We start from the raw sequence: 25230 nt of genomic DNA, 5'->3' as shown, positions 1-25230 counted from the left end.
AGTTGACTTCCAGCCACCTCGGCCGCAACGACGCGGCCTCGTCAGGGAGGTTTCTGGAAGTGAACATGCGTATGCGTCGTGCGGCCTTCGCCGTTGCTGCTGGTGCCATGGCCGTCTCGCTCGCTGCCTGTGGCAGCGCCAAGCAGTCCGGTGGCGCCACCAAGTCGTCCAGCCCCAAGAAGGGCGACGCGATCACGGTCGGTCTGCTCCTGCCGGAGAACCAGACTGCCCGTTACGAGAAGTTCGACAAGCCCTTGATCGAGAAGAAGGTCCAGGAGCTCACGGGCGGCAAGGGCAAGGTTGTCTACGCCAACGCCAAGCAGGACGCCAGCCTGCAGAACCAGCAGGTCGACACCATGATCACCAACAAGGTGGACGTGCTGATCGTGGACGCGGTGGACGCCGCGGCCATCAAGAACTCGGTCGAGAAGGCCAAGCAGGCCGGCATCCCGGTCGTCGCCTACGACCGCCTGGCGCAGGGCCCGATCGACGCGTACACCTCGTTCGACAACGAGACGGTCGGCAAGACCCAGGGCGAGGCCCTGCTGAAGGCCCTGGGCTCCAAGGCCAAGTCCGGCAAGATCGTCATGATGAACGGTTCCTCCACCGACCCGAACGCCGCGCAGTTCAAGAAGGGCGCCCACGAGGTGCTCGACGGCAAGGTGAACATCGGCAAGGAGTACGACACCAAGGAGTGGAAGCCGGAGAACGCCAACTCCAACATGGAGGGCGCCATTTCCGCTCTGGGCAAGAAGAACATCATCGGCGTCTACTCCGCCAACGACGGCATGGCCGGCGGTATCATCACCGCCCTGAAGCAGGCCGGCATCGCCAACATCCCGGTCACCGGCCAGGACGCGGAGCTGGCGGGTGTCCAGCGCATCGTCGCCGGTGAGCAGTACATGAGCGTCTACAAGCCGTACGCTCCCGAGGCCGCCGCCGCCGCCGAGATGGCCGTGGACCTCGCCCAGGGCAAGTCGCTCGACTCCGTCGCCAAGGACAAGGTCGACAGCCCCACCACCAAGCAGGTGCCCTCGGTCCTGGTGCCGGTCACCGCGCTGACCAAGGGCAACATCAAGGACACCGTCATCAAGGACGGCGTCTACACGGTCGCCGACATCTGCACCCCGCAGTACAAGGCCGCCTGCGACAAGATCGGCCTGAAGTAAGCAGCCGACGCGCCTTTACGGCAAGGGGAATCCATCCTTGAATTCCCCTTGCGGGAGCAAGGCGCCCATCAGCTCCTCCGGTGCCCCGCGCAAACAAACAGCCCCGCAAGCTCGGCGCGGGGCGCCGGACGGATCTACCCCCCCAAACTTCTGCACAACCTCCCGCCGGGTCAGGCGGCGAAGGAGTTGGTTCACGTGTCCGCTACGCCCGTGCTGGCGTTGCGCGGGGTCTCCAAGCGGTTCGGTGCCGTCCAGGCGCTCACCGACGTAGAGCTTGAGGTCCACGCCGGTGAGGTGGTCGCCCTCGTGGGTGACAACGGCGCCGGAAAGTCCACGCTGGTCAAGACGATCGCCGGCGTGCACCCCATCGATGAGGGCGTCATCGAATGGGAAGGCAGGGCCGTCCAGGTCAACAAGCCGCACGACGCTCAGAACCTGGGCATCGCCACGGTGTACCAGGACCTCGCGCTGTGCGACAACATCGACGTCGTCGGCAACCTCTTCCTCGGCCGGGAGATCCGCCGCCGCGGTGTGCTGGACGAGGTCGAGATGGAGCGGCGCTCGCGTGAGTTGCTGGACCAGCTCTCCATCCGCATCCCCAGCGTCCGCATCCCGATCGCCTCGCTCTCCGGCGGCCAGCGCCAGGTCGTGGCCATCGCCCGCTCCATGCTCGGCGCGCCCAAGCTGGTCATCCTCGACGAGCCCACCGCCGCGCTCGGCGTGGAGCAGACCGCCCAGGTCCTCGACCTGGTCGAACGACTGCGGGAGCGCGGTCACGCCGTGATCCTCATCAGCCACAACATGGCCGACGTCAAGGCCGTCGCCGACAAGGTGGCCGTGCTGCGTCTGGGCAAGAACAACGGCGTCTTCGAGGTCAAGTCGACCTCGCAGGAAGAGATCATCTCCGCCATCACCGGCGCCACGGACAACGCCGTGACCCGTCGTGCGGCGCGCAGCAATGGGGAGATCAAGAAGTGAGCATCGACAAGACCTCCACGCCTCCCGAGGACACCCCCGTGGAGAACCCCGAGGCGGCACGCGGCTCCGATGTCGCCGTCGACCCCCGCCTGTTGGTGCGCGAGCAGGGACTCGCGGGCTACGTCACCGAGTTCAAGCGCAAGATGAAGGCCGGTGACCTCGGTTCCATCCCGGTCGTCATCGGCCTGGCGATCATCTGGATCATCTTCCAGAGCCTGAACTCCAACTTCCTCACCGCGGGCAACCTCTCCGACATCTCCGTCGCCATGGTCGGCACGGGCATGATCGCCGTCGGTATCGTGTTCGTCCTGCTGCTCGGCGAGATCGACCTGTCGGTCGGTTCGCTCTCCGGTGTCGCGGGCGCCACCTTCGCGGTGCTCAACGTCACCCACGGCATGAACGAGATCCTGGCCCTGGTGCTGTCGATCCTCACCGGAACGGTCGCCGGTGCGGTGCAGGGCTTCTTCTTCGCGAAGATCGGCGTGCCGGCGTTCGCGGTGACCCTGGCCGGTCTGCTGTTCTGGAACGGCTTCATGCTCAAGATCCTGGGCGACAACGGCACGATCAACCTGGACGACAACGGCCTCGTCGCCAAGCTGACCAGCTACTACTTCTCCGACGTGGCCGCCGCCTACGGCCTGGCCATCGCGGTGACGGTGCTGTTCTTCCTCAGCTCCTACTTCGGCAACAAGCGCCGTGAGGCCGCCGGTGTGCCGTCCCGCCCGCTGAGCGAGACCGTTCTGCGCACCGCGCTGCTGGCCGTCGTGTCCTTCGCCGCCGCGGTCGTCTTCAACCAGTACAAGGGCCTCCCGCTGGCCGTGGTGATCTTCGTCGGCATGCTGCTGTTCACCGACTTCGTGCTGCGCCGTACCTCCTACGGCCGGAAGGTCTTCGCGCTCGGCGGCAGCGTCGAGGCGTCCCGCCGTGCCGGTATCAACGTGGACATGGTCCGGATCTCGGTGTTCGCCATCTCCGGTACGTTCGCGGCGATCGGCGGTCTGTTCATCGCCTCGAAGATCGCCTCCGCCAACCAGGGCGCCGGCGGCGGTGACCTGCTGATGAACGCGATCGCCGCCGCCGTCATCGGTGGTACGTCGCTCTTCGGCGGACGTGGGCGCACCTGGAACGCGCTCCTCGGTGTGCTGGTGATCGTCTCGATCCAGTACGGCCTCGCGCTGGAGGGCATCGCCTCCCCGGTGCAGTACATGATCACCGGTGGTGTGCTGTTGGCCACGGTGGTGATCGACGCGGTGACGCGTAAGACGCAGAAGACGGCAGGGCGTGCATAACGCCTGGTCTTCGTAGGCCGACCGGCGCCCGGCACGGAAACGTGCCGGGCGCTGTCGTGTCGTGCAAAGCGTGAACATTAGACTCGGGCGAGCCCGGCGAAAGCTCGATCAGCTCTATTGCAAGGAGGCACGGGTGCCGCTGCTGACCCGCATCAGGGGACCGCGCGATCTGGACCGGCTCAGCCTGGAGGAGCTGGACCGGCTGGCGGAGGAGATCCGGACCTTCCTCGTCCAGGAGGTCTCCAAGACCGGCGGGCACCTGGGCCCCAACCTCGGTGTGGTGGAGCTGACCATCGCCCTGCACCGGGTCTTCGACTCGCCGAAGGACAAGGTGCTCTGGGACACCGGCCACCAGTCCTACGTGCACAAGCTGCTCACGGGCAGGCAGGACTTCTCCCGGCTGAAGATGAAGGGCGGGCTGTCCGGCTATCCCTCGCAGGCCGAGTCCGAGCACGACGTCATCGAGAACAGCCACGCCTCCACGGTGCTCGGCTGGGCGGACGGCATCGCCAAGGCCAACCAGCTGAAGAAGCGGGACAGCCACGTCGTCGCCGTCATCGGTGACGGCGCCCTCACCGGCGGCATGGCCTGGGAGGCCCTCAACAACATCGCCGACGCCAAGGACCGCCCCCTGGTCATCGTCGTCAACGACAACGAGCGGTCGTACGCGCCCACCATCGGCGGTCTCGCCAACCACCTGGCCACCCTGCGGACCACCGACGGCTACGAGCGGTTCCTCGCCCGCACGAAGGAACTCCTGGAGCGCACGCCGGTCCTCGGCAAGCCGCTGTACGAGACCCTGCACGGGGCGAAGAAGGGCTTCAAGGACTTCATCGCCCCGCAGGGCATGTTCGAGGACCTGGGGCTGAAGTACGTCGGCCCGATCGACGGCCACGACATCGAGGCGCTGGAGTCCGCGCTGGCCCGGGCCAAGCGGTTCGGCGGGCCGGTCATCGTGCACTGCCTCACCGAGAAGGGCCGCGGCTACCAGCCCGCTCTGCAGGACGAGGCCGACCGGTTCCACGCCGTCGGCAAGATCCACCCCGACACCGGGCTGCCGATCGCCAGCTCGGGTGCCGACTGGACCTCCGTCTTCGGTGACGAGATGGTCAGGCTCGGCGAGGAGCGGGAGGACGTCGTCGCCATCACGGCGGCCATGCTCCAGCCCGTCGGTCTGGACCGGTTCGCCAAATGCTTCCCCGAACGGGTGTACGACGTCGGTATCGCCGAGCAGCACGGCGCCGTCTCCGCCGCGGGCCTCGCCTACGCCGGCCTGCACCCGGTCTTCGCCGTGTACGCCACCTTCCTCAACCGCGCCTTCGACCAGGTCCTGATGGACGTGGCCCTGCACAAGTGCGGGGTGACCTTCGTCCTTGACCGGGCCGGCATCACCGGCACCGACGGCGCCTCCCACAACGGCATGTGGGACATGTCGATCCTCCAGGTCGTGCCGGGGCTCAGGCTGGCCGCGCCGCGCGACGCCGAGCAGGTGCGGGCCCAGTTGCGGGAGGCCGTCTCCGTCGACGACGCGCCGACCGTGGTGCGCTTCTCCAAGGGCGCCGTCGGCCCCGCCGTGCCCGCCGTGGGCCGTATCGGCGGCATGGACGTGCTGCGCGAACCCGGTACCGACCGGCCGGACGTGCTGCTGGTCTCCGTGGGCGCCCTCGCCCCGATGTGCCTGGAGATCGCCGACCTGCTCGACAAGCAGGGCATCTCCACCACCGTCGTCGACCCGCGCTGGGTCAAGCCCGTCGACGAGGCCATGGCCCCGCTCGCCGAGCGGCACCAGGTCGTCGTCACCGTCGAGGACAACAGCCGCGTCGGCGGTGTCGGCTCCGCGATCGCCCAGGCCCTGCGCGACGCCGGGGTGGACGTGCCGCTGCGCGACTTCGGTGTCCCGCCGCGCTTCCTCGACCACGCCTCCCGCGCCGAGGTTCTCGCCGAGATCGGCCTGACCGCCCCGGACATCGCCCGCCAGGTCACCGGACTGGTCGCCAAGCTGGACGGCCGGTTCGACCGTGCGGCCGCCGAGGTGGACTCGGTGGAGCCCGCGCGCGACTGATCCCGGACGCGTTCCCCCACGGGCCGGTCGCGCCACCCCTTGCGGTGGCGGAACCGGCCCTCCTGCGTGAACCTGCCTGTGCCTGGGCATACGCATCCCGACCCTCTCGATCATGACGGGCCAGAGTGTGGCCCCCGAGCGTGGGAGGTAGGTACGTGAGCAGCGCGCTGTTCAGGACGAAGAACGTCGAGCAGTCCATCCAGGACACCGAGGAACCGGAGCATTCGCTCAGGAAGTCCCTCTCCGCGCTCGACCTGACCGTCTTCGGCGTCGGCGTCATCATCGGCACCGGCATCTTCGTCCTCACGGGACAGGTCGCCAAGAACAACGCCGGCCCGGCGGTGTCACTGGCCTTCGTGGTGGCCGGCGTGGTCTGCGCGCTCGCCGCCCTCTGCTACGCCGAGTTCGCGTCCACGGTCCCCGTGGCGGGCTCGGCGTACACGTTCAGCTACGCCTCCCTGGGCGAGTTGCCCGCCTGGATCATCGGCTGGGACCTGGTGCTGGAGTTCGCGCTCGGGACGGCGGTGGTGGCGGTCGGCTGGTCGGGATACATCCGCTCGCTGCTGGACAACATCGGGTGGCATCTGCCGGACTACCTGGCCGGCCGGGACACCGCCTCCGGCTTCGGCTTCGACATCCTCGCCGCCGCCCTGGTACTGGTGCTCACCGCCATCCTCGTCCTCGGCATGAAGCTGTCAGCCCGGATCACCTCGCTGGTCGTGGCCGTCAAGGTGGCCGTCGTGCTCATCGTGATCGTCGCGGGTGCCTTCTTCATCGACTCCGCCAACTACGCGCCGTTCGTCCCGCACCCCCAGTCGGTGTCGGCGGGCGGGAATCTGAAGGCCCCGCTGATCCAGCTGATCTTCGGCTGGGCGCCCGCCGACTTCGGCGTGATGGGCATCTTCACGGCCGCCTCGGTGGTGTTCTTCGCGTTCATCGGCTTCGACATCGTCGCCACGGCCGCCGAGGAGACGCGCAACCCGCAGCGGGACATGCCGCGCGGCATCCTCGGCTCCCTGCTCATCTGCACCGTGCTGTACGTCGCCGTGTCCATCGTCGTCACCGGCATGGAGAAGTACTCCAAGCTGACCGTGGACGCGCCGCTCGCCGACGCCTTCAAGGGCGTCGGGCACCCCTGGTACGCGGGTGTCATCAGCTTCGGCGCCGCCGTCGGCCTGACCACGGTGTGCATGATCCTGCTGCTCGGTCAGACCCGGGTGTTCTTCGCGATGAGCCGCGACGGGCTGCTGCCGCGCTTCTTCTCCCATGTCCACCCGCGCTTTCGGACTCCGCACCGGCCGACCATCCTGCTCGGCGTGATCATCGCGATCGTCGCCGGCTTCACCAGCCTGAGCGAGCTGGCCGAGCTGGTGAACATCGGCACGCTCTTCGCGTTCGTCGTCGTCGCGGTCAGCGTGATCATCCTGCGCCGGACCCGTCCGGACCTGCCGCGCGCCTTCCGCACTCCGTGGGTGCCGGTCATCCCGATCCTGTCGGTGTGCGCCTCGCTGTGGCTCATGCTCAACCTGCCGGCCGAGACCTGGCTGCGGTTCGCGATCTGGATGGTGATCGGTTTCGCCGTCTACTTCCTCTACGGCCGCACGCACAGCCGGCTGGCCCAGCCCGGGCAGGCCACCGCCAAAGAGCCCCGGCGGCCGTCCGCCGGAAACACCCCGTGACCGCCTTCACCGGGCGGCTCTGATTCCGGTCGGTCCGATTCCCGGTCCCGTGGGTCCCGTGTGCGAAGGGGGGCAGCCGGCCCGGTGCCGTACGCGCGCCGGTCTCAGCCCAGTACCGCCCGCGGCCCGGTGGCCTCGGCCCCGTGCTGCCTGACCCGGCGGCGCAGTTCCCGGTCGGCCGTGACGACGAGGCACGGGCGGCCGCCGGCCGCGGCTGCGAGGTCGACGATGAGGTCGTCGCCGCTGCCGGGCGCGTCCTCGACGCGCACCCCGGGCACCGACGCGACACCCCGGGCCGTGCCCTCCACCACCAGGACCAGCTCCAGCGGACCGGGCAGGCCGGCCACACCCGTCCGGGCGAGCGGCACCAGCCGGTCGCGCAGGCGCTCGGCGGCACCCCGGCGGTCCCGCCACCAGCCGTCGGGTACCGAGCCGACGACGTTCGCGCCGTCGACGACGAGCAGGGGGAGGGACTCGCGCCCGGCGCCCGAGGGGTCCGTCATGTCCGTAACAGCCTTGCTCTCGCGTCTCCTGGCGGGGCTCAGTCTGCCACGGGTCCCGCGGACGCCGTCCGTGCCGGTTTCCCGGCCCACCGGCCGGTGATCGCGGCGATCGCGGCCGCCGCCTGCTCGGCCGGCCGTCCGCCGGCGCGCACCTCGGGGGAGAACTCGACGTGCAGGAACGGCACATGGTCGGCGTCGGCCACCTTGCCCTGCTCGTTCGTGCGGCCCTCCAGGGGACAGGAGCGCGCCCAGGCCCGGCACACCCGGAAGCCCCTGCGGCGCAGGGCGTCGGCCAGCTCGCGGCCGTCCTGCCGGCCCGCCGCCCCGGCGCCGGTGGAGGCGACCACGTCGTACCCGGGCACGGCGGAGGCGGCGAAACCGTGCAGCTGGACACCGGGCATCCCGCGCCGGGCCAGCTCGGCGCAGATGGCGTGGAAAACGGTGTCCGTGCGGTGCGCCACGTCCGCGGAGTTGCCGACTCCGGCTTTGCGGTGTGCTCCCGCGATCACCAGGACCCCGCCGGGCGAGCCGCGCAGCACCCGCACGCCCAGCTGCTCGGTGCCCAGGTCGAAGCCGGGGTGCGGGACCTGCACCGACCAGCTCGGGCGGTGGTCCAGGTCGACGTAGACCCGGCCCCAGCCGCGCGGTGCCACGGCGGAGTCGGTGCGGTCGGCGACCTCGGCGTAGCGGCGGCCGGTGGGCCGGTCGACGATCGTGCGCACGCTGAAGTCCCGTTGCGAGAGCAGCCGTTCCGCTTGTGCGCGGTGGCCGTCGAGCAACAGGCCGATCGCCGTCGCGATGTCCTCGCGGTCGGCCCGGCCGGGCGGCAGATACCCGTGTCCGGGGCCGAACCGGCTCGTGTAGTCCGCCACCTCGCGCGCCAGGTCGATCCGCACCCCCGCCGGGGCGGGCCGGCCGGCGTCGTCCGCGGCGCCGCGCCCGGCCGGGAGCATGCTGGTGAGACCGACGGCGAGACCGGCGACGACCAGCAGAAGTGCTGCGATCGTTGTGGCGCGTGAGCGATGGGCCCTCATGGTTGTATCAAGATATCCCGGTGAACCGACGCCGTGGCCGGAACCTGCTGTCCCTGCTCATCCCGCTCTCCCTGCTCGCCGCCGTCTCGGGCTGCGGACTGCTCTCGGACGACGCCGGCGCCCAGGGCGGCGGGCGTTCCTTCACCGTCGCGGCGGCGGGGGACATCCTCATGCACCCCGAACTGGTCGACCAGGCGCGCAAGGACGCGAAGCGCACCGGCAAGGGCGTGGACGGCATGGACTTCGGGCCGATGATGGCCGGCATCAAGCCGGTGATCAGCAAGGCGGACCTGGCGATCTGCCACGTCGAGCCGGTGATGGGCCCGGCGCGGGGCCCGTTCGCGGGCTTCCCGGACTTCCAGGTGCCTCCGCAGCAGGCGAAGACCATCAAGGACATCGGCTACGACACCTGTTCCACCGCCTCCAACCACACCCTCGACCACGGCTACGACGGTGTGAGGCGCACCCTGGACGCCCTGGACGCCGCCGGCCTGAAGCACGCCGGCTCCGCCCGCACCGAGAAGGAGGCGAACACCCCGCTGGTCCTGGACGTCAAGGGCGTCAAGGTCGCGCAGATCTCCTTCGCGTACGGCTTCAAGGAGCCGCACCGACTGCCCAAGGACAAGCCCTGGCTGGCCAACCTGCAGGACCTCGGCCGGATCAGGGCCGCCGAGCGGCGCGCCCGCAAGGCCGGTGCCGAGGTGGTGATCCTCTCCCTGCACTGGGGGCGTGAGCACCACCCGGAACCGTCGGCCTCGCAGATCTCCTTCGCCCGGCAGATCGCCCGCAACACCGGCATCGACCTGGTCATGGGCCACCACGCGCACGTGGTGGAGCCGATGGAGAAGGTCGACGGGACCTGGATCTCCTACGGGCTCGGCAACCAGATCGCCCGGCACGAGGTGCCGACCGGTCTGACCGAGGAGGGCGTGATCGGCTGGTTCACCTTCACCGAGCACGGCAAGGGCCACTGGGACGTGCAGCCCCGCTTCGAGCCGACGCTGCTGACGATCCCCCCGGACCCCGAGAACGTCCGGGACGGCGGCACCGCCGCCTACGGCGGCGGCGACGTGAAGGACTACCGCCTGCTGGACGTGCCGGCCGCGCTGCGCGACGGCCACGGCCTCACCGACGCCCAGCGGGCCCGCCTGTGGCTGGCCTTCGAGCGCACCGAGGGCACCCTGCTCAACCGCGGGGCGGGCGCCGACGGACTGAAGCCGCTCACCTCCCTACCCGCATAGGCGCCGCGCAGATCCCGAACCGCGCCGTATTTGTCCGTACTTGTCCCACGGTTGCACGATGTTGCGCAGGCCACGTCTGTCTTATAGCCCGCCGCCGAGCCGACATGTCGCTGATCGGAGGCATTCGTCCGCCGATCGCGGTTCTCTCGGCGCTGCTGCTGACGCTCGCCGGCATCACGGCGCTGGTGCTGGGACGTGTCGACAACACGGGCGTGCCGAAGGCGGTGCTGACCTCCCAGCAGCACTTCGCCGAGGACGGTGCCATCGCGCTGCGCGCCTCCATCGACGAGTCCGTCAAGGACGTCACCCGCTCCGCCACGCTGTTCAGCGCCGGGCAGCCGGTCACCGGCGACGCGGTCCTCGACAAGCTCGGCAGCACCTACCAGAAGTGGATGGGCACCGCCGTCGTCGAGATCCGCACCGGCAAACTGGTCGCGGCCCGCGGTGAGACGGTGCCGCTGACCTCCGTGGACCTGTCCGCGCTCAGCGGCGAGGACGGGCTTGCCCCATGCATGGTCCAGCAGAAGAACGGCGAGGTGCTGCTGCTGTCCTTCGGGCTGCTGACCTGGCCGGGCAAGCCGCAGCTGCTGCTTGTCGCCTCCCGGAACCTGAAGTTCCCCGGCATCAGCCTCGGCCAGTTCCGTTCCGTCGCCGTGGTCGGCTCCGGCGGCACGATCCTCAGCGAGGACGGCATCGCCGACCCCGAGTCGGCGCGCAACAGCATCGACCGCAAGGACCTCACGAACTCCCGCAAGCACCTGAAGGAGTTCGCCCGGCAGGCCGCCCGCCGCGCCCAGCAGGACCCGCGCAGCAGCAAGGAACCCGGCACCGGCGGCTACCAGGGCGTCAGCGGCAGCCTGCTCGGCGGCAAGCTGCTCGGCGACCGCTCCGTCGCCGGATACGCCACGCTCGCCGCGGCCGAGTCCGGCGAGCCGACCACCGCCACCGGCCTCGGCCTGTCCGTGGTCGCCATGGTCAAGGTGACCGAGAAGTCCGGCCGGGCACAGTCCCCGGTGTTCGGGCTGGTGACGGGCGGCGCCCTGCTCGTCGTCGGCGCCCTGGCCGTGGCGGTGCTGCTGGGTACCGTGCAGCGCCCGCTCATCCGGCTGTTCCTGGAGTCCCGCCGGCTCACCCGCGGCGACCTGACCCGGCCCGTCACCGCCCCCGGCTACGGCGAGGCGCACCGCATCGGCAGCGCCCTGGAACGGCTGCGCCGCCAACTGCTCGGCGAGGGCCCCGGGGCCACCGGCCCGGCCGTACGCCCCAGCGGGCTGCGCCGGGTCGGCACCCGCGCCCTCCTCGCGGTCTGCGCCGTCCTGCTGCTGGCCTGGTCCGCCCCGCTGATGCTGCTGGTCAACCGGGCCGACAGCACTGCCGAGGTGCCCCGGCAGCTCGTCAACGACCAGCGGGAACGCACCGACACGCTCAGCGACCGCATCCGCCGCGCGCTCAACGAGGGCGACGCCGACCTGCAGTCCGTCGCCTCCCTCATCGGCGACAAGACCTCGCCCGAGGCGATGGAGACGGTGCTGGAGCGCACCTACAACGAGAACAGGCGTTACCGCTCCCTCTACGTCGTCGACGCCCACGGAGCGATCCAGGCCCGCGAGGGCAAGAAGCCCAGGGTGATCCAGGCCGACCGGGTCTCCGGCAAACCACTGCGGCTGCTGGGCCGCGGCGGCAAGGAACCCGTGGTGGTCGCCGCCGCCGAGATACCCGGCCGGAGAGGCGCCCAGCTGGTCGGCGAGTTCCGCGTCGAGTTCTTCAACGCCCTGCTGACCCGGCCGGGCCTCGGTGTGGTCCGGCTCGTGGACGACCGGGACAAGGTCATCGCCGGCAACACCGGCTTCCTCGCCTTCCAGTCGCTGCCCGACGCCCGCCTCAAGGACCTCAAGCTCCAGGGCCCGAGCCCCTGGTACGTCCGGCCGCAGAACATCGACGTCCTCCAGCCCGGCGATCTGCTGTTCTTCGAGATGGACCACCGCACCGGCAACCACATGGGCCACTCCGCGATCTACCTCGGCCCGGACACCGGGGGTCACAAGATCTTCATCTCCAGCCGCAAGGAGCAGAACGGGCCGACCATCGGTGACCAGGGAGGTGTCTCACGTCTCGACGGAAACGGGTTCTACGCCAAGCTGTTCCGCAGCGCCAAGCGGCTGTGAACGGGTGGGCGCGGACCGCCCGGGACCGACGGCACAGGGGGAACCGGTGAACGGCGACCGGCTTCTGCGCGGCCGCGACGGCCGGCTCAGTGTCTACCGGTTGTCGGGCGGCGCCGTCCTGTGCCGGGCGGAACGCGAACCCGGCGGTTCCTGGACCACTGCGCGCACGGTCGGCGGCGACCAGGAACTGCACCCCGTCCTGGCGATCGGCCGGGGCGCCGACGGCCACGCCCACCTGATCTCCTGGCGGCCCACCGTCAAGGGCGAGTCGGGGCTCGTCCACTCCACCCACTTCCGGCCGCGTCTCGCGGCCCTGGACTGGAGCCCGCTCGGCCACCCGCTGAAGAAGGGCGACCGCACGGGCACGCCCGCGGTCGCCGTGGACGCCGGGGGCCGCGCACATGTCTTCGTGCCCGACGGCCGGGGCGGGGTGCGGCTGCTCGCCCAGAAGGAGAAGGGCGGCTGGCAGGCCTGGTCGGACCTGGAGGGGGAGGGCGTCGGGGGAGTCCGGCAGGGTCGAGCCGTACGCGGCCGGCTCCGACGGAATCCTCCACTGGCGCCAGGAGAAGCGGGGCGCCGAACCGGTCCTGACCGAGTCCCTGCGGACCCCGGTCCGACCGGGCACCCTCTACGCCCTGGCCACCTCGCCCGCCGGCACGACCCTCTACTACACCGACACGGCGGGCGAGCTGTGCGCCTGGCGTCCAGGCGGGTGGCCGGTCCCCCTGCTGCCCGCGGCCGGTACCGGCCCGGTCTCGGCGGTCCGCTGCGACCTCGACGGCCACGACTGCACCCTGCTCGCCCAGCGCTCGTCGAGCGGTCGAGTCGCCTTTGCCGCCCATCCGACGGAACTGGAGTCGGCGGGCGCCTGGTGGACCGAGTCGGGCCCGCGCCTGCCCGTGGACGCGACCGTGTCCCTCACCACCGACGCCGAGGGCCGGGTGGCCGCGGCAACGCTGTCGCCGTCGACCGGCCGGCTCCTGCTGACCCGGCGCAAGGACGAGCCGGGGCCGGCGCTTCAGGCGTGGCGACAGGTCTGAGCACGCGAAAGGGCCCCCGCCGCCGCGGGGGCCCTTCCTGGTGTCACGGTGTTACGCCGGAACCGACGCCACGCCCGGCTCCAGGAACTTCTTGCCGTTCACGCGCTCCGAGACGCCCTCGCGGTCCAGGTACGGCGTGATGCCGCCCAGGTGGAAGGGCCAGCCGGCGCCCGTGATGAGGCACAGGTCGATGTCCTGGGCCTCGGCGACGACGCCCTCGTCGAGCATGAGCCCGATCTCCTGCGCCACCGCGTCGAGGACACGAGCGCGGACCTGCTCCTCCGTCAGCACGACGTCGCCCTGCTCGAGCAGCGCGGCGACCTCCGGGTCCAGCTCCGGCTTGCCGCTGTCGTAGACGTAGAAGCCGCGCTTGCCCGCCTCCACGACCGCCTTGAGGTTCGGGGAGACCTTGAAACGGTCCGGGAACGCGCCGTGCAGCGTCTCCGAGACGTGCAGGCCGATCGCCGGGCCGACCAGCTCCAGGAGCACCAGCGGGGACATCGGCAGACCGAGCGGCTCGACGGCCTTCTCGGCGACCTCGACCGGGGTGCCCTCGTCGATGACGTTCTGGATCTCGCCCATGAAGCGGGTCAGGATGCGGTTCACGACGAACGCCGGGGCGTCCTTGACCAGAACCGCGGTCTTCTTCAGCTTCTTGGCGACGGCGAACGCGGTGGCCAGGGAGGCGTCGTCGGTGTTCTCGCCGCGGACGATCTCCAGCAGCGGCAGGACCGCGACGGGGTTGAAGAAGTGGAAGCCGACGACCCGCTCGGGGCGCTTCAGCTTCGACGCCATCTCCGTCACCGACAGCGAGGAGGTGTTGGTGGCGAGGATCGCGTGCTCCGGGGCGACCGCCTCGACCTCCGCGAACACCTGCTGCTTGACGCCGATCTCCTCGAAGACGGCCTCGATGACGAAGTCCGCGTCCGCGAAGCCCTCGGCCTTGTCCAGGACACCGGTGACCAGCGCCTTGAGGCGGTTGGCCTTGTCCTGGTTGATCCGGCCCTTGCCGAGCAGCTTGTCGATCTCGGCGTGGACGTAGCCCACGCCCTTGTCGACGCGCTCCTGGTCGATGTCGGTCAGCACGACCGGCACCTCCAGGCGGCGCAGGAACAGCAGGGCCAGCTGCGAGGCCATCAGACCGGCGCCGACCACGCCGACCTTGGTGACCGGGCGGGCCAGGCTCTTGTCCGGGGCGCCGGCCGGACGCTTGCCGCGCTTCTGCACGAGGTTGAACGCGTAGATGCCGGCGCGCAGTTCGCCGCTCATGATCAGGTCCGCGAGGGCCTGGTCCTCGGCGTCGTAGCCCTGCTGCAGGTCGCCGTTCCTGGCGGCGGCGATGATGTCGAGGGCGCGGTAGGCGGCCGGGGCCGCGCCGTGCACCTTGGAGTCCGCGATGAACCGGCCCCTGGCCACCGCCTGGTCCCAGGCCTCGCCGCGGTCGATCACCGGGCGCTCGACCTGGATGTCGCCCTTGAGGACCTGTGCGGTCCAGATCAGCGACTGCTCCAGGAAGTCGGCGCCCTCGAAGATCGCGTCGGCGATGCCGAGTTCGTAGACCTGCTTGCCCTTGAGCTGCTTGTTCTGGTTCAGCGAGTTCTCGATGATGACCGAGACGGCCTTGTCGGCGCCGATCAGGTTCGGCAGCAGCGTGCAGCCGCCCCAGCCGGGGACCAGGCCGAGGAAGACCTCGGGGAGCGAGAACGCCGGGAGGGCCTTGGAGACGGTGCGGTAGGTGCAGTGCAGACCGACCTCGACACCGCCGCCCATCGCCGCGCCGTTGTAGTAGGCGAAGGTCGGCACGGCCAGCGCGGACAGACGCTTGAAGACGTCGTGGCCGCCCTTGCCGATGGCGAGTGCGTGCGCACGCTCCTTGAGGATCTCCACGCCCTTGAGGTCGGCGCCGACCGCGAAGATGAACGGCTTGCCGGTGATGCCGACGCCGACGATCTCGCCGTCCGCGGCCTCCTTCTCGACCTGGTCGACGGCGGCGTTCAGGTTCGCCAGCGAGCCCGGTCCGAAGGTGGTCGGCTTGGTGTGGTCGAAGCCGTTGTCCAGCGTGATCAGCGCGAACCGGCCGGCGCCGAACGGCAGGTCGAGGTGGCGGACGTGCGCACTGGTGACGACCTCGTCGGGGAATTGTTCCGAGGCCTGCTTCAGAAGCTCGGCGGTGGTGCTCACTTGTCCCCCTCGAAGTGCGGGTTCTCCCAGATGACCGTCGCGCCCATGCCGAAGCCGACGCACATGGTGGTCAGGCCGTAGCGGACGTGTCGCTGCTCCTCGAACTGGCGGGCCAACTGCGTCATCAGTCGGACGCCGGAGGAGGCCAGCGGGTGACCGAAGGCGATGGCGCCGCCGTACTGGTTGACGCGCTCGTCGTCGTCCGCGATGCCGTAGTGGTCGAGGAAGGCCAGCACCTGCACGGCGAAGGCCTCGTTGATCTCGAACAGGCCGATGTCGGAGATGCCGAGGCCGGCCTTGGCGAGGGCCTTCTCCGTGGCCGGGATCGGGCCGTAGCCCATGACCTCGGGCTCCACGCCCGCGAAGGCGTAGGAGACGAGCCGCATCTTGACCGGCAGGCCGTTCTCCCGGGCGAAGTCCCCGCTCGCGATGATGGAGGCGGTGGCACCGTCGTTCAGACCGGCCGCGTTGCCGGCGGTGACCCGGCCGTGCACGCGGAACGGCGTCTTCAGGCTCTGCAGGTTCTCCAGGGTGGTGCCCGGGCGCATCGGCTCGTCGGCGGTGACCAGGCCCCACCCGGTCTCCCCGCCCTCCGGGTCGGTGCGGCGCACCGAGATCGGCACCAGGTCCTGCTGGATCTTGCCGTTGGCGTACGCCTTGGCGGCCTTCTCCTGCGAGCGCACCGCGTACTCGTCGGCGCGCAGCTTGGTGATGTGCGGGTAGCGGTCGTGCAGGTTCTCCGCGGTCATGCCCATGAACAGGGCGGACTCGTCGACCAGCTTCTCGGAGACGAACCGCGGGTTGGGGTCCACGCCCTCGCCCATCGGGTGGCGGCCCATGTGCTCCACACCGCCGGCGATGACGGCGTCGTAGGCACCGAAGGCGATCGAACCGGCGGTGGTCGTCACCGCGGTCATCGCGCCCGCGCACATGCGGTCGATGGAGTAGCCGGGGACGGACTGCGGCAGGCCCGCGAGGATGCCGGCCGTACGGCCCAGGGTCAGGCCCTGGTCGCCGATCTGCGTGGTGGCCGCGATGGCGACCTCGTCGATCTTCTTCGGGTCCAGACCGGGGTTGCGGCGCAGCAGCTCCCGGATCGCCTTCACGACGAGGTCGTCGGCGCGGGTCTCGTGGTAGATGCCCTTCGGGCCCGCCTTGCCGAACGGGGTGCGGACGCCGTCGACGAAGACGACGTCCCTGACGGTACGAGGCACGATGGCTCTCCTCCAGGGTGCGGGATGGCACTACTGCTGCGCGGCACGCTGAGCGCGCGCTCAGGTCCATGCTACTTACGAGTAACGTACCTGCCCAGTCCCCTCGCCGTGAGCGGCGAACGTCACACCGCCGGGGGTGCGGTGAAGCCCCGTGGTTCCAGTACCGGCGGGGGGACCGGCCGCGAGCCCTGGCCCCCGCCCGTGATGCCGCCGAACAGCCTGCGCGCCACGTCCGCCCCGAATCCGAGCGCGTCTCGGCCCATCGCGGAGAGCGTCGGAGGCGTCAGCCGGCACAGCCGCGATCGTGAAGGGGCAGCCGCCACAACGACTTCTGCACCCCGTTCCCCGGCATGCCGTCCCAGGATCTTGGCGTGATCTCGACGTCGCTGTTCCGCTTCCGCGGCCCCCACGGCCCCCACTGGGAGCTCGTCTCGGCGGGCACCGTCCTGGTGATCCTTCCGACGCTGATCGTCTTTCTCGCCTGCGGAGATTCGTCCACGACGGTTTCCTGCGGGGAGCGACCAGGTGACGCGCTCAGGCCCGCACGGTCAGCGCGCTCACCAGTACGGGCGTGACCAGTGCCACCTGCCAGGCCCGCGCGCCGTATCCGGCCAGCGTGAACTCGACGGATTCCGCATCGACCACCTGCGGCGGCTCCCAGCAGATCCGCCGCACGGTGTCCGGGGACACCAGATTCTCCTGGGGCAGGCCGAGCCGCTCGGCCAGCTCCGTCACCCCGGCCCGGGCCGCGGACAGCCGGGCCGCGGCGGCGGGGTCCTTGTCGGCCCAGGCGCGCGGCGGCGGAGGCCCGGTCACGGGCTGCCCCGGCTGCGGCAGCGCGGACTCCGGCAGGGCCCTGGCCCGGTCGACCGCCGCCTGCCACTGCTCCAGCTGCCGCCGGCCCATCCGGTGCCCGAACCCGTTCAGCTGGGCCAGGGCCTGCGCATGGGGCGGCAGCGCGAGCGCGGCCTCGACGATGGCTGCGTCGCTGAGCACCTTGCCCGGCGACACGTCCCGGCGCCGCGCGATCCGGTCCCGCGTCTCCCACAGCTCCCGCACGACCCCGAGCTGCCGACGCCTGCGCACCTTGTGCATCCCGGACGTGCGGCGCCACGGATCCTTCCGGGGCTCGGCCGGGGGAGCGGAGGCGATCGCGTGGAACTCCTGCAGGGCCCACTCCAGCTTGCCCTGCCGGTCCAGCTCCTTCTCCAGGGCGTCGCGCAGGTCGACCAGCAGCTCGACGTCCAGGGCGGCGTAGCGCAGCCACGGCTCGGGCAGTGGGCGGGTCGACCAGTCGACGGCGGAGTGGCCCTTCTCCAGCACGAAGCCCAGCACGTTCTCGACCATGGCGCCGAGGCCGACCCGGGGGAACCCGGCGAGCCGCCCGGCCAGCTCGGTGTCGAAGAGCCGGGTCGGGATCATGCCTATCTCGCGCAGGCAGGGCAGGTCCTGGGTGGCGGCGTGCAGGTCCCACTCGACGCCGGACAGGGCTGTGCCGAGGCCGGACAGGTCGGGACAGGCCACGGGGTCGATCAGCGCGGTCCCGGCGCCCTCGCGGCGCAGCTGGACCAGGTAGGCGCGCTGGCCGTAGCGGTAGCCGGAGGCGCGCTCGGCGTCGACGGCGACGGGGCCGGAGCCCGCGGCGAACGCGGCGACCGCGTCGGCGAGGCCGGCCGGGTCGGCGATGACGGGGGGAATGCCCTCGCGCGGCTCGAGCAGCGGTGTCGGCGCCCCCGTCACAGAAGATCCGGCGGCGTCCGGAGGGGTGCCTCCGGTGGTGCGCGGGGAGCAGTCTGCTGCGGTGTCTTGGGCGTCGGTCACCTGTCAAGAGTATCCGTGTGTCGACGGCGCCCGTCGACGGAACGTTCCGCCGACGGGCGCGGGAGGGTCGTAAACCAGTCAGGTCGGTGAAAGCCACAGTTCACATGAGGGGACCGCGCGCTGCCGGCCCGGTTCGAGGGAGGTCCTGTGGTCGGCTCGATAAGGGGTTCGGTGATCGGTTCGGGGACGGTTCGCAGGCCGCATCGACGGGCGGTGGCTCAGTGGATGATCCCGGTGCGCAGGGCCACGGCCACCATGCCGGCGCGGTCGCCCGTGCCCAGCTTGCGGGCGATGCGGGCGAGGTGGCTCTTGACGGTGAGGGCGGACAGGCCCATGGAGACGCCGATCGCCTTGTTCGACTGGCCCTCCGCGACCAGGCGCAGGACCTCGACCTCGCGTCCGGACAGCTCGCGGTAGCCGCCCGGGTGGCTCGGGGCACCCGGGGGGCGGCGGTGCATGCGGGCGGCGCCGAGGGGAGCGGCTCCGGGCCGGGTGGGCAGGCCGATGTTGGTCCGGGTGCCCGTGACGACGTAGCCCTTGACGCCGCCGGCCAGGGCGTTGCGCACCGCGCCGATGTCGTCGGCGGCGGACAGCGCCAGACCGTTGGGCCAGCCCGCGGCGCGGGTCTCGGACAGCAGGGTCAGGCCGGAGCCGTCGGGAAGGTGGACGTCGGCGACGCAGATGTCGCGGGGGTTGCCGATGCGGGGACGAGCCTCCGCGATGGACGAGGCTTCGATGACATCGCGCACGCCGAGCGCCCACAGATGGCGGGTGACGGTGGAGCGGACGCGGGGGTCGGCCACGACCACCATGGCGGTCGGCTTGTTCGGGCGGTAGGCGACCAGGCTTGCGGGCTGCTCGAGGAGAACGGACACCAGGCCTCCTGGGTGGGGGGACGGGGCCGGCTTGTGGGGAGGAAGCCGGGACGAACCGTGCTTTCAAGGTCACAGTCGTCTTCGGCAGCAAACTCGTCCGCCTTTAGAGAATGATCACGATCTAGTGAGTAACAATACGTGCAATTCGGACACGCGATCGATCATCCGAAGATCGGGTCGGTTCGCGGGCATGCGATTCGGGGTCGGAAAGTGGCCGTATCGACAAAGAGATGGTCAATAAGGCGCCCATGCGGATGAATGTCGCCCGTCCGGCGGCTGCGTCACCGGGGCTGCGGACCCCTGCGCTGCGGCAGCGTCACCACCGAGGCGTCGCCCGGACCGGCCGGCGGCAGCCCCGCGACCTGCGCCAGCAGATCGCACCAGGAGGCCAGGTGGGACGCTGTGTCCGGCACTCCGCCGAGGCCCTCGCGCGGCGTCCAGGACGCCCGGATCTCGATCTGTGAGGCCGCCGGCCGCTCGGCCAGCCCGCCGAAGTAGTGCGAGCTCGCCCGGGTGATCGTGCCGCTCGGCTCGCCGTAGCCGAGCCCGCGCGCCTGCAACGCCCCGGTCAGCCACGACCAGCACACCTCGGGCAGCAGCGGGTCGGCCGCCATCTCCGGCTCCAGCTCCGCACGCACCAGGGTCACCAGCCGGAAGGTGCCGCGCCAGGCGTCGTGGCCCGCCGGGTCGTGCAGCAGCACCAGCCGTCCGTCGGCCAGCTCCTGCTCGCCGTCGACGACCACGGCCTCCAGCGCGTACGCGTGCGGGGCGAGCCGCTGCGGGGCGGGCGTGGGCTCCACCTCGACCTGCGGCCGAAGCCGGCAGCTGCGCAGGGCGTCGACCGCGGCCAGGAACGCCGGCGGCCCGGGAGATCCGGAACCCCGGTCCGCCTCCTCGGTGTCCTTCATGTCGTCCATTCCGTCAGCGCTGTCCGACATTCGTCCGTGAGCCGCAGCCATGCGGGGAAGAGTAAGGGGAACGGAGCCTTCGTGCAGGGCAAGACACATACGCGGCCCAGGCGGTCGCACCCGGCGGGGGCCGGCGAGCGGGCGGCCGACGGCCACCCCCCACCCTGCGGATCCGGCCGCGGCGGCATGCGAAACTTGCTCCGTGACCGCCAACAGCAGCATGCAGCCGACAGCAACGGACGACAGCGCCTTCCTCAAGGCGTGCAGGCGTGAACCGGTGCCCCACACCCCCGTGTGGTTCATGCGCCAGGCCGGCCGCTCCCTGCCCGAGTACCGCAAGGTGCGCGAGGGAGTCCCGATGCTCGAGTCCTGCATGCGGCCCGAGCTGATCACCGAGATCACGCTGCAGCCGGTGCGCCGGCATCACGTGGACGCGGCGATCTACTTCAGCGACATCGTCGTACCCCTGAAGGCCATCGGCCTCGGCCTCGACATCAGGCCCGGCGTCGGCCCGGTCGTGGAGGAGCCCATCCGCACCCGCGCCGACCTGGCCCGGTTGCGCGACCTGACCCCCGAGGACGTCCCGTACGTCACCGAGGCGATCGGCATGCTGACGCAGGAGCTCGGAGCGACCCCGCTGATCGGTTTCGCGGGGGCGCCGTTCACCCTCGCGAGCTACCTGGTCGAGGGTGGTCCCTCCCGCACGTACGAGAACGCCAAGGCGATGATGTACGGCGACCCGGAGCTGTGGGCCGACCTTCTGGACCGGCTCGCCGACATCACGGCCGCTTTCCTGAAGGTGCAGATCGAGGCCGGCGCGAGCGCGGTGCAGCTGTTCGACTCCTGGGTCGGCGCCCTCGCCCCGGCGGACTACCGGCGCTCGGTCATGCCCGCCTCCGCGAAGGTCTTCGACGCCGTCGCCGGCTACGGCGTGCCGCGCATCCACTTCGGTGTCGGCACCGGTGAGCTGCTGAAGCTCATGGGAGAGGCCGGCGCGGACGTCGTCGGCGTCGACTGGCGCGTCCCGCTGGACGAGGCGCGGCGCCGCGTCGGCCCCGGCAAGGCGCTCCAGGGGAACCTGGACCCGACCGTCCTGTTCACCGACAAGGACACCGTCGAGGCCCGGGCCCGCGAAGTGCTGGACGCGGCCGCCGGCCTGGACGGGCACGTCTTCAACCTGGGCCACGGCGTGCTGCCGAACACCGACCCGGACGCGCTGACCCGGCTCGTGGAGTACGTTCACACCGCTACCGCGCGCTGACTCACCAGGTGTAGCGGGGCCGCGCCCGCCTGCCGAACAGCAGGCCGCGCGGCTCCGGCGGGGGCGGTGTGCCGGGCTTGAGCGGCCAGGCCAGCAGCATGCCCGCCGCGAAGCCGACCACGTGCGCCGCGTACGCCACCGTGCCGGCCCCGGACACGCCGTGCCCGGACGAGTAGACCGCCTGCAGCACGAACCAGAAGCCCAGCACCAGCCAGGCGGGCAGCCTCAGCGGCAGGAAGATCAGGAACGGCACCAGGACCCACACCCGCGCCCTCGGCCAGAGCACGATGTAGGCGCCGAGCACCCCCGCGATCGCGCCGGACGCGCCGATCAGCGGGTCGCCCGAGGCGGCGTTGAGCAGCGCGAAGCCGTATCCGGCCGCGTAACCGCAGACCACGTAGAAGAGGAAGAAGCGGATGTGGCCCATCCGGTCCTCGACGTTGTTGCCGAAGATCAGCAGGAAGAGCATGTTCCCGAGCAGGTGCAGCCAACTGCCGTGCAGGAACATGGCCGTGAACACCGACAGCGGCGGCGACTTGTCGTAGTGGGGCGCGGCCACCACGCAGCCCGGGCCGTGCGGCCCGACGCCCACCTGTCCGGTCGGGACCAGCCGCGGCATCTCATGGTGAATCAGCTCTCGCGGGACCGCCGCGTAGTGATCCATGAAGGCCTGCAGATGGCACAGATCGGCCAGGCTGCTGCCGCCGGCCACGGAACCGGCTGTGCCGGGGGTGTCGAGGAACACGAGCACGTTGGCGGCGATGAGCGCGTACGTCACCCAGGGCGTGCGGCGCACCGGGTTCACGTCATGGACGGGGATGACCACACAGAAGTAGTGCCCGGGATGCGGCGGGCGAATCGGTGAACGGCGCAGGGCGGCCGTGCGTATCTGTCCTCAACCGACGTGAGGACAGGCGATGACGAACGCTCCGCAGGTTCAGCAGATGCAGGCACTGCCCGACGGCGAGGCCGAGCTGTCTTTGGTGGTACGGATCCCGTGGGAGGACGTCGCGCGGCTCGGCCAGGAAGCGGGCCGGCTCGCCTCGCAGATGGGGCGGCCGGTGACACTGGACGAGGCCGTCAGCTACCGGCTGCGCTCCACACGGCCGACGGCCACGCACGCGAAGCCGGCGGGTGAGCAGCCGGCGGCTGTCTCCGCTCTGCCGCGGATCAGCGGGACGGCTTAGGCGCGTTCGCGGGGCGGGGGACGGGTGTCGCCGGTCGCATCCGCCCGGCGAGCCGCGGATCGGCACAGCCCCACGGCCCCGGGGTCCACGTCCCTGGTCAGAGGGAGCCCTCGCGTACCTTCGCCGCGGCCTTTCTCGCCGCCACCAGTACCGGGTCCCACACCGGTGAGAAGGGCGGGGCGTAGCCCAGGTCCAGGGCCGTCATCTGCTCGACCGTCATCCGCGCGGTCAGCGCCACCGCGGCGATGTCGACCCGTTTCGCCGCGCCCTCCCTGCCGACGATCTGGACGCCGAGCAGCCGGCCGGTGCGGCGTTCGGCGAGCATCTTGACCGTCATCGCGGAGGCGCCGGGGTAGTAGCCCGCGCGGCTGGTGGACTCGACCGTGACCGTCTCGTACCGCAGGCCCACCCGGTCGGCGTCCTTCTCCCGCAGGCCCGTGCGGGCGATCTCCAGGTTGCAGACCTTGCTGACCGCCGTGCCGACCACGCCCGGGAACGTGGCGTAGCCGCCGCCGGCGTTGGTGCCGATGACCTGGCCGTGCTTGTTGGCATGGGTGCCGAGCGGGACGTACTGGTCCTGGCCGGACACCAGGTTCAGCACCTCCACGCAGTCGCCGCCCGCCCAGACGTTCTCGTGGCCGCGCACCCGCATCGCGAGATCGGTGAGCAGGCCGCCGTGCGCGCCGAGGGGGAGCCCCGCGGCCTTCGCGAGCGCGGTCTCCGGGCGGACGCCGATGCCCAGGATCACCACGTCGGCCGGGAATTCGGCGTCCTGCGTGGCCACCGCGCGGACCCGGCCGTGCTCTCCGGTGAGGATCTTGGTGACCTCGGCGTCGTTCACCATGGTGACACCCAGCCCCTCCATGGCCCCGTGCACGAGCCGGCCCATGTCCGGGTCGAGCGTCGACATGGGCTCCTTGCCGCGGTTGACGACCGTCACCTCGAAGCCGCGGTTGATGAGCGCCTCCGCCATCTCCACACCGATGTAGCCCGCGCCCACCACCACTGCCCTGCGGCCACGCGTGCGTGCCAGCGTCTCCAGCAGAGCCTGGCCGTCGTCCAGGGTCTGCACGCCGTGCACCCCGGGGGAGTCCACGCCGGGCAGGTCCGGGCGGACGGGGCGCGCGCCGGTCGCGATGACGAGCTTGTCGTACGGAGTCCACGACGCGGCGCCGGAATCGACGTCACGCGCGCGTACCCGCTGTCCGGCCACGTCGATCTCCGCGACCTCGGTGCGCAGCCGCAGATCGATCCCCCGCGCCCGGTGCTCCTCGGGCGTGCGGGCGATCAGATCGTCCCGCTCGGGGACGTCGCCGCCCACCCAGTAAGGAATGCCGCACGCGGAGAAGGAGCTGAAGTGGCCGCGTTCGAAGGCCACGATCTCCAACTCGCCCGGCCCCTTCAGCCGGCGCGCCTGCGACGCCGCGGACATGCCCGCGGCGTCGCCGCCGATCACGACCAGTCGTTCCGTCCCGCCCCGCCCGTCACCCATGTTCATGGGAACACGCTACGGGGCGCGGGAATTTCATTCCCCCTTCGGCCGCTACTCGGAGGGTTCCGCCGCCGGAAAGGCCGACGGCGGCCGTCCCGGCGCGGTCATCGCGGGCGCGGGCTCCCGGCGGTGCGGCAGCCGGGGCCGTACGGCCCGCAACCACAGCAGCGTCAGCAGAGTCGCGAACGCCGCGAACGGCAGGGCGGCGCCGAGCGCGAGGAGGATCCAGCGCAGCAGGGTGACGAACACGTGCCAGCCGCCCGACAGGGCGTCCACGATGCCCGGGGAGCCGTCACCGGCCGCCTTGTGCACCGGTGTCTCGGACAGCGACAGCGTGACGGTGGCGAGGCTCGTGCGGTCCTTCAACGACGCCTGCCGGGCCAGCAGCGCCTCCAGGTCGGCCTGACGGCTGCTCAACTCGCCCTCCAGGGCGACGACATCGCTCAGCCTGGTCGCCCGGTCCATCAGCGCGCGGATCCGGTCCAGGGCGGCCCGCTGCGACTTGACGCGGCTGTCCACGTCCACGGCCTGGTCGGTGACGTCGACGGCCTTCGCCGTGCGGCTGATCAGCCGGCCCGTGCCCTCGAGTTCGGCGAGGACCGTGTCGTACGCCCCGGACGGCACCCGCAGGACGACCCGGGTGCGCTCGTGCCCGGAGCCGTCCCGGCTCGTGCTCTCCTCGCCCGGGTAGCCGCCCGCCGCCTCGGCGGCCGCCCTGGCCCGCTCCAGGGCCTTGGAGACGTCCTTCACCTGGAGCGTGAGGGAGGCGGTCCGGATGATCGCGCTCCGGGGCAGCCGGGGTGCCCCGGTGTCCGCCCGCCGGGCGCCGCCGGCCGTGCCCTGCCCGGCGGCCACGTCGGCGCCGTCCGCCGCGGACCGGGGCGCGGACTTCGAGGCGGCGCCGCCCGAGTCCGCCGCGCCGCCGCACCCGGCGAGCGCGAGGGACGCGGCGAGCAGCAGCCCGGCCAGCGCCCTGCCGGAACTGACGGACCGAACCGAACCTGACGTGCGCATGAGTGAACCCCCGAGGGCCGGAACCGATGACGCACCTACGACGGCCAAACGCCCCGAAACGTTGGCGCCGGACGGCCGCGAGCCGGTCACGGTCCGGAGACGGCGCGGACACGGCGC

18 protein-coding genes and 3 pseudogenes are annotated in these 25230 nt (G+C 71.2%); 11 read left to right on the top strand and 10 right to left on the bottom strand.

Annotated features, from left to right (window positions below; translation table 11 throughout):
- Window positions 1-71 precede the first annotated feature (71 nt).
- The 5 genes from AC5WRT_RS14625 to AC5WRT_RS14605 all read left to right on the top strand — a co-directional run bounded on the left by AC5WRT_RS14625 (window position 72) and on the right by AC5WRT_RS14605 (window position 7177).
- Window positions 72-1169 carry a sugar ABC transporter substrate-binding protein gene (locus AC5WRT_RS14625; protein WP_496100309.1) on the top strand — a complete coding sequence of 366 codons (1098 nt, stop codon included), beginning with the start codon at window positions 72-74 and terminating at the stop codon, window positions 1167-1169.
- Window positions 1170-1355: 186 nt separating this feature from the next.
- Entirely contained in the window at window positions 1356-2147 is a 792-nt protein-coding gene (locus AC5WRT_RS14620; protein WP_496094188.1) for an ATP-binding cassette domain-containing protein, read from the top strand.
- Window positions 2144-3436, top strand: coding sequence for a sugar ABC transporter permease (locus tag AC5WRT_RS14615; protein WP_496100289.1), 1293 nt, complete (start codon window positions 2144-2146; stop codon window positions 3434-3436). The genes AC5WRT_RS14620 and AC5WRT_RS14615 overlap by 4 nt, the downstream gene beginning before the upstream one ends.
- A gap of 133 nt (window positions 3437-3569) precedes the next feature.
- Entirely contained in the window at window positions 3570-5498 is a 1929-nt protein-coding gene (dxs, locus tag AC5WRT_RS14610; RefSeq protein ID WP_496094190.1) for a 1-deoxy-D-xylulose-5-phosphate synthase, read from the top strand.
- A gap of 155 nt (window positions 5499-5653) precedes the next feature.
- The gene (locus AC5WRT_RS14605) at window positions 5654-7177 is read left to right on the top strand and encodes an amino acid permease (RefSeq protein ID WP_496100288.1); all 1524 of its coding nucleotides are present in this window, start codon (window positions 5654-5656) and stop codon (window positions 7175-7177) included.
- A 104-nt stretch (window positions 7178-7281) separates the two neighbouring features.
- On the opposite strand, the gene AC5WRT_RS14600 is transcribed toward AC5WRT_RS14605, so the two are convergent.
- Both AC5WRT_RS14600 and AC5WRT_RS14595 read right to left on the bottom strand, forming a co-directional pair.
- Window positions 7282-7680, bottom strand: coding sequence for a PIN domain-containing protein (locus AC5WRT_RS14600; RefSeq protein ID WP_496100287.1), 399 nt, complete (start codon window positions 7678-7680; stop codon window positions 7282-7284).
- 38 nt (window positions 7681-7718) lie between these two features.
- Window positions 7719-8714, bottom strand: a complete 996-nt coding sequence (locus tag AC5WRT_RS14595; RefSeq protein ID WP_496094193.1) for a hypothetical protein — start codon at window positions 8712-8714, stop codon at window positions 7719-7721.
- A gap of 20 nt (window positions 8715-8734) precedes the next feature.
- Between AC5WRT_RS14595 and AC5WRT_RS14590 the strand changes: the two genes are divergently transcribed.
- The 3 genes and pseudogenes from AC5WRT_RS14590 (at window position 8735) to AC5WRT_RS14580 (ending at window position 13160) form a co-directional block, all read left to right on the top strand.
- Window positions 8735-9955: a CapA family protein gene (locus tag AC5WRT_RS14590; RefSeq protein ID WP_496100286.1), complete on the top strand. Its 1221-nt coding sequence runs from the start codon at window positions 8735-8737 to the stop codon at window positions 9953-9955.
- Window positions 9956-11877: 1922 nt separating this feature from the next.
- Window positions 11878-12120, top strand: a pseudogene (locus AC5WRT_RS14585) (hypothetical protein); the annotation flags it as partial.
- A gap of 46 nt (window positions 12121-12166) precedes the next feature.
- A pseudogene (locus AC5WRT_RS14580) lies at window positions 12167-13160 on the top strand (PLL family lectin).
- Window positions 13161-13211: 51 nt separating this feature from the next.
- Here the strand turns inward: AC5WRT_RS14580 and AC5WRT_RS14575 are convergent.
- Window positions 13212-15341: a 3-hydroxyacyl-CoA dehydrogenase NAD-binding domain-containing protein gene (locus tag AC5WRT_RS14575; protein ID WP_496100285.1), complete on the bottom strand. Its 2130-nt coding sequence runs from the start codon at window positions 15339-15341 to the stop codon at window positions 13212-13214.
- Window positions 15338-16555: a thiolase family protein gene (locus AC5WRT_RS14570; protein WP_496100284.1), complete on the bottom strand. Its 1218-nt coding sequence runs from the start codon at window positions 16553-16555 to the stop codon at window positions 15338-15340. The genes AC5WRT_RS14575 and AC5WRT_RS14570 overlap by 4 nt, the downstream gene beginning before the upstream one ends.
- Before the next feature lie 320 nt (window positions 16556-16875).
- Between AC5WRT_RS14570 and AC5WRT_RS14565 the strand changes: the two are divergent.
- Window positions 16876-17084: pseudogene (locus tag AC5WRT_RS14565) on the top strand (carbohydrate ABC transporter permease); the annotation flags it as partial.
- A gap of 5 nt (window positions 17085-17089) precedes the next feature.
- Here the strand turns inward: AC5WRT_RS14565 and AC5WRT_RS14560 are convergent.
- The 3 genes from AC5WRT_RS14560 to AC5WRT_RS14550 form a co-directional block, all read right to left on the bottom strand.
- On the bottom strand, window positions 17090-18376 hold the full coding sequence (locus tag AC5WRT_RS14560) for an HRDC domain-containing protein (protein WP_496100283.1): 1287 nt from the start codon (window positions 18374-18376) through the stop codon (window positions 17090-17092).
- A gap of 218 nt (window positions 18377-18594) precedes the next feature.
- Window positions 18595-19251 (bottom strand): response regulator transcription factor, encoded by a 657-nt coding sequence (locus tag AC5WRT_RS14555; RefSeq protein ID WP_023545949.1) that lies wholly within the window; start codon window positions 19249-19251, stop codon window positions 18595-18597.
- Between the two features lie 281 nt (window positions 19252-19532).
- Complete coding sequence (locus AC5WRT_RS14550) at window positions 19533-20210, bottom strand: DUF3000 domain-containing protein (protein WP_496094198.1); 678 nt, start codon at window positions 20208-20210, stop codon at window positions 19533-19535.
- 169 nt (window positions 20211-20379) lie between these two features.
- On the opposite strand from AC5WRT_RS14550, the gene hemE reads away from it, so the two are divergent.
- Window positions 20380-21420, top strand: coding sequence for a uroporphyrinogen decarboxylase (hemE, locus tag AC5WRT_RS14545; RefSeq protein WP_496094224.1), 1041 nt, complete (start codon window positions 20380-20382; stop codon window positions 21418-21420).
- 1 nt (window position 21421) lies between these two features.
- On the opposite strand, the gene AC5WRT_RS14540 is transcribed toward hemE, so the two are convergent.
- Complete coding sequence (locus AC5WRT_RS14540) at window positions 21422-22246, bottom strand: rhomboid family intramembrane serine protease (protein ID WP_496094199.1); 825 nt, start codon at window positions 22244-22246, stop codon at window positions 21422-21424.
- A gap of 91 nt (window positions 22247-22337) precedes the next feature.
- On the opposite strand from AC5WRT_RS14540, the gene AC5WRT_RS14535 reads away from it, so the two are divergent.
- A complete protein-coding gene (locus tag AC5WRT_RS14535; RefSeq protein ID WP_496094200.1) occupies window positions 22338-22607 on the top strand; it encodes a hypothetical protein in 270 nt (89 codons plus the stop codon).
- Window positions 22608-22704: 97 nt separating this feature from the next.
- Here AC5WRT_RS14535 and AC5WRT_RS14530 read toward each other — a convergent pair whose 3' ends face one another.
- Together AC5WRT_RS14530 and AC5WRT_RS14525 are read right to left on the bottom strand one after the other, a co-directional pair.
- Window positions 22705-24105, bottom strand: coding sequence for an FAD-dependent oxidoreductase (locus AC5WRT_RS14530; RefSeq protein WP_496100282.1), 1401 nt, complete (start codon window positions 24103-24105; stop codon window positions 22705-22707).
- A gap of 45 nt (window positions 24106-24150) precedes the next feature.
- A complete protein-coding gene (locus AC5WRT_RS14525) occupies window positions 24151-25113 on the bottom strand; it encodes a DUF4349 domain-containing protein (protein WP_496100281.1) in 963 nt (320 codons plus the stop codon).
- Between the last annotated feature and the right edge of the window lie 117 nt (window positions 25114-25230).

Source organism: Streptomyces sp. NTD91 (assembly GCF_059510455.1).
Note: the sequence above shows the minus strand (reverse complement) of the source record. Positions and strands in the feature narration are given on the sequence as shown.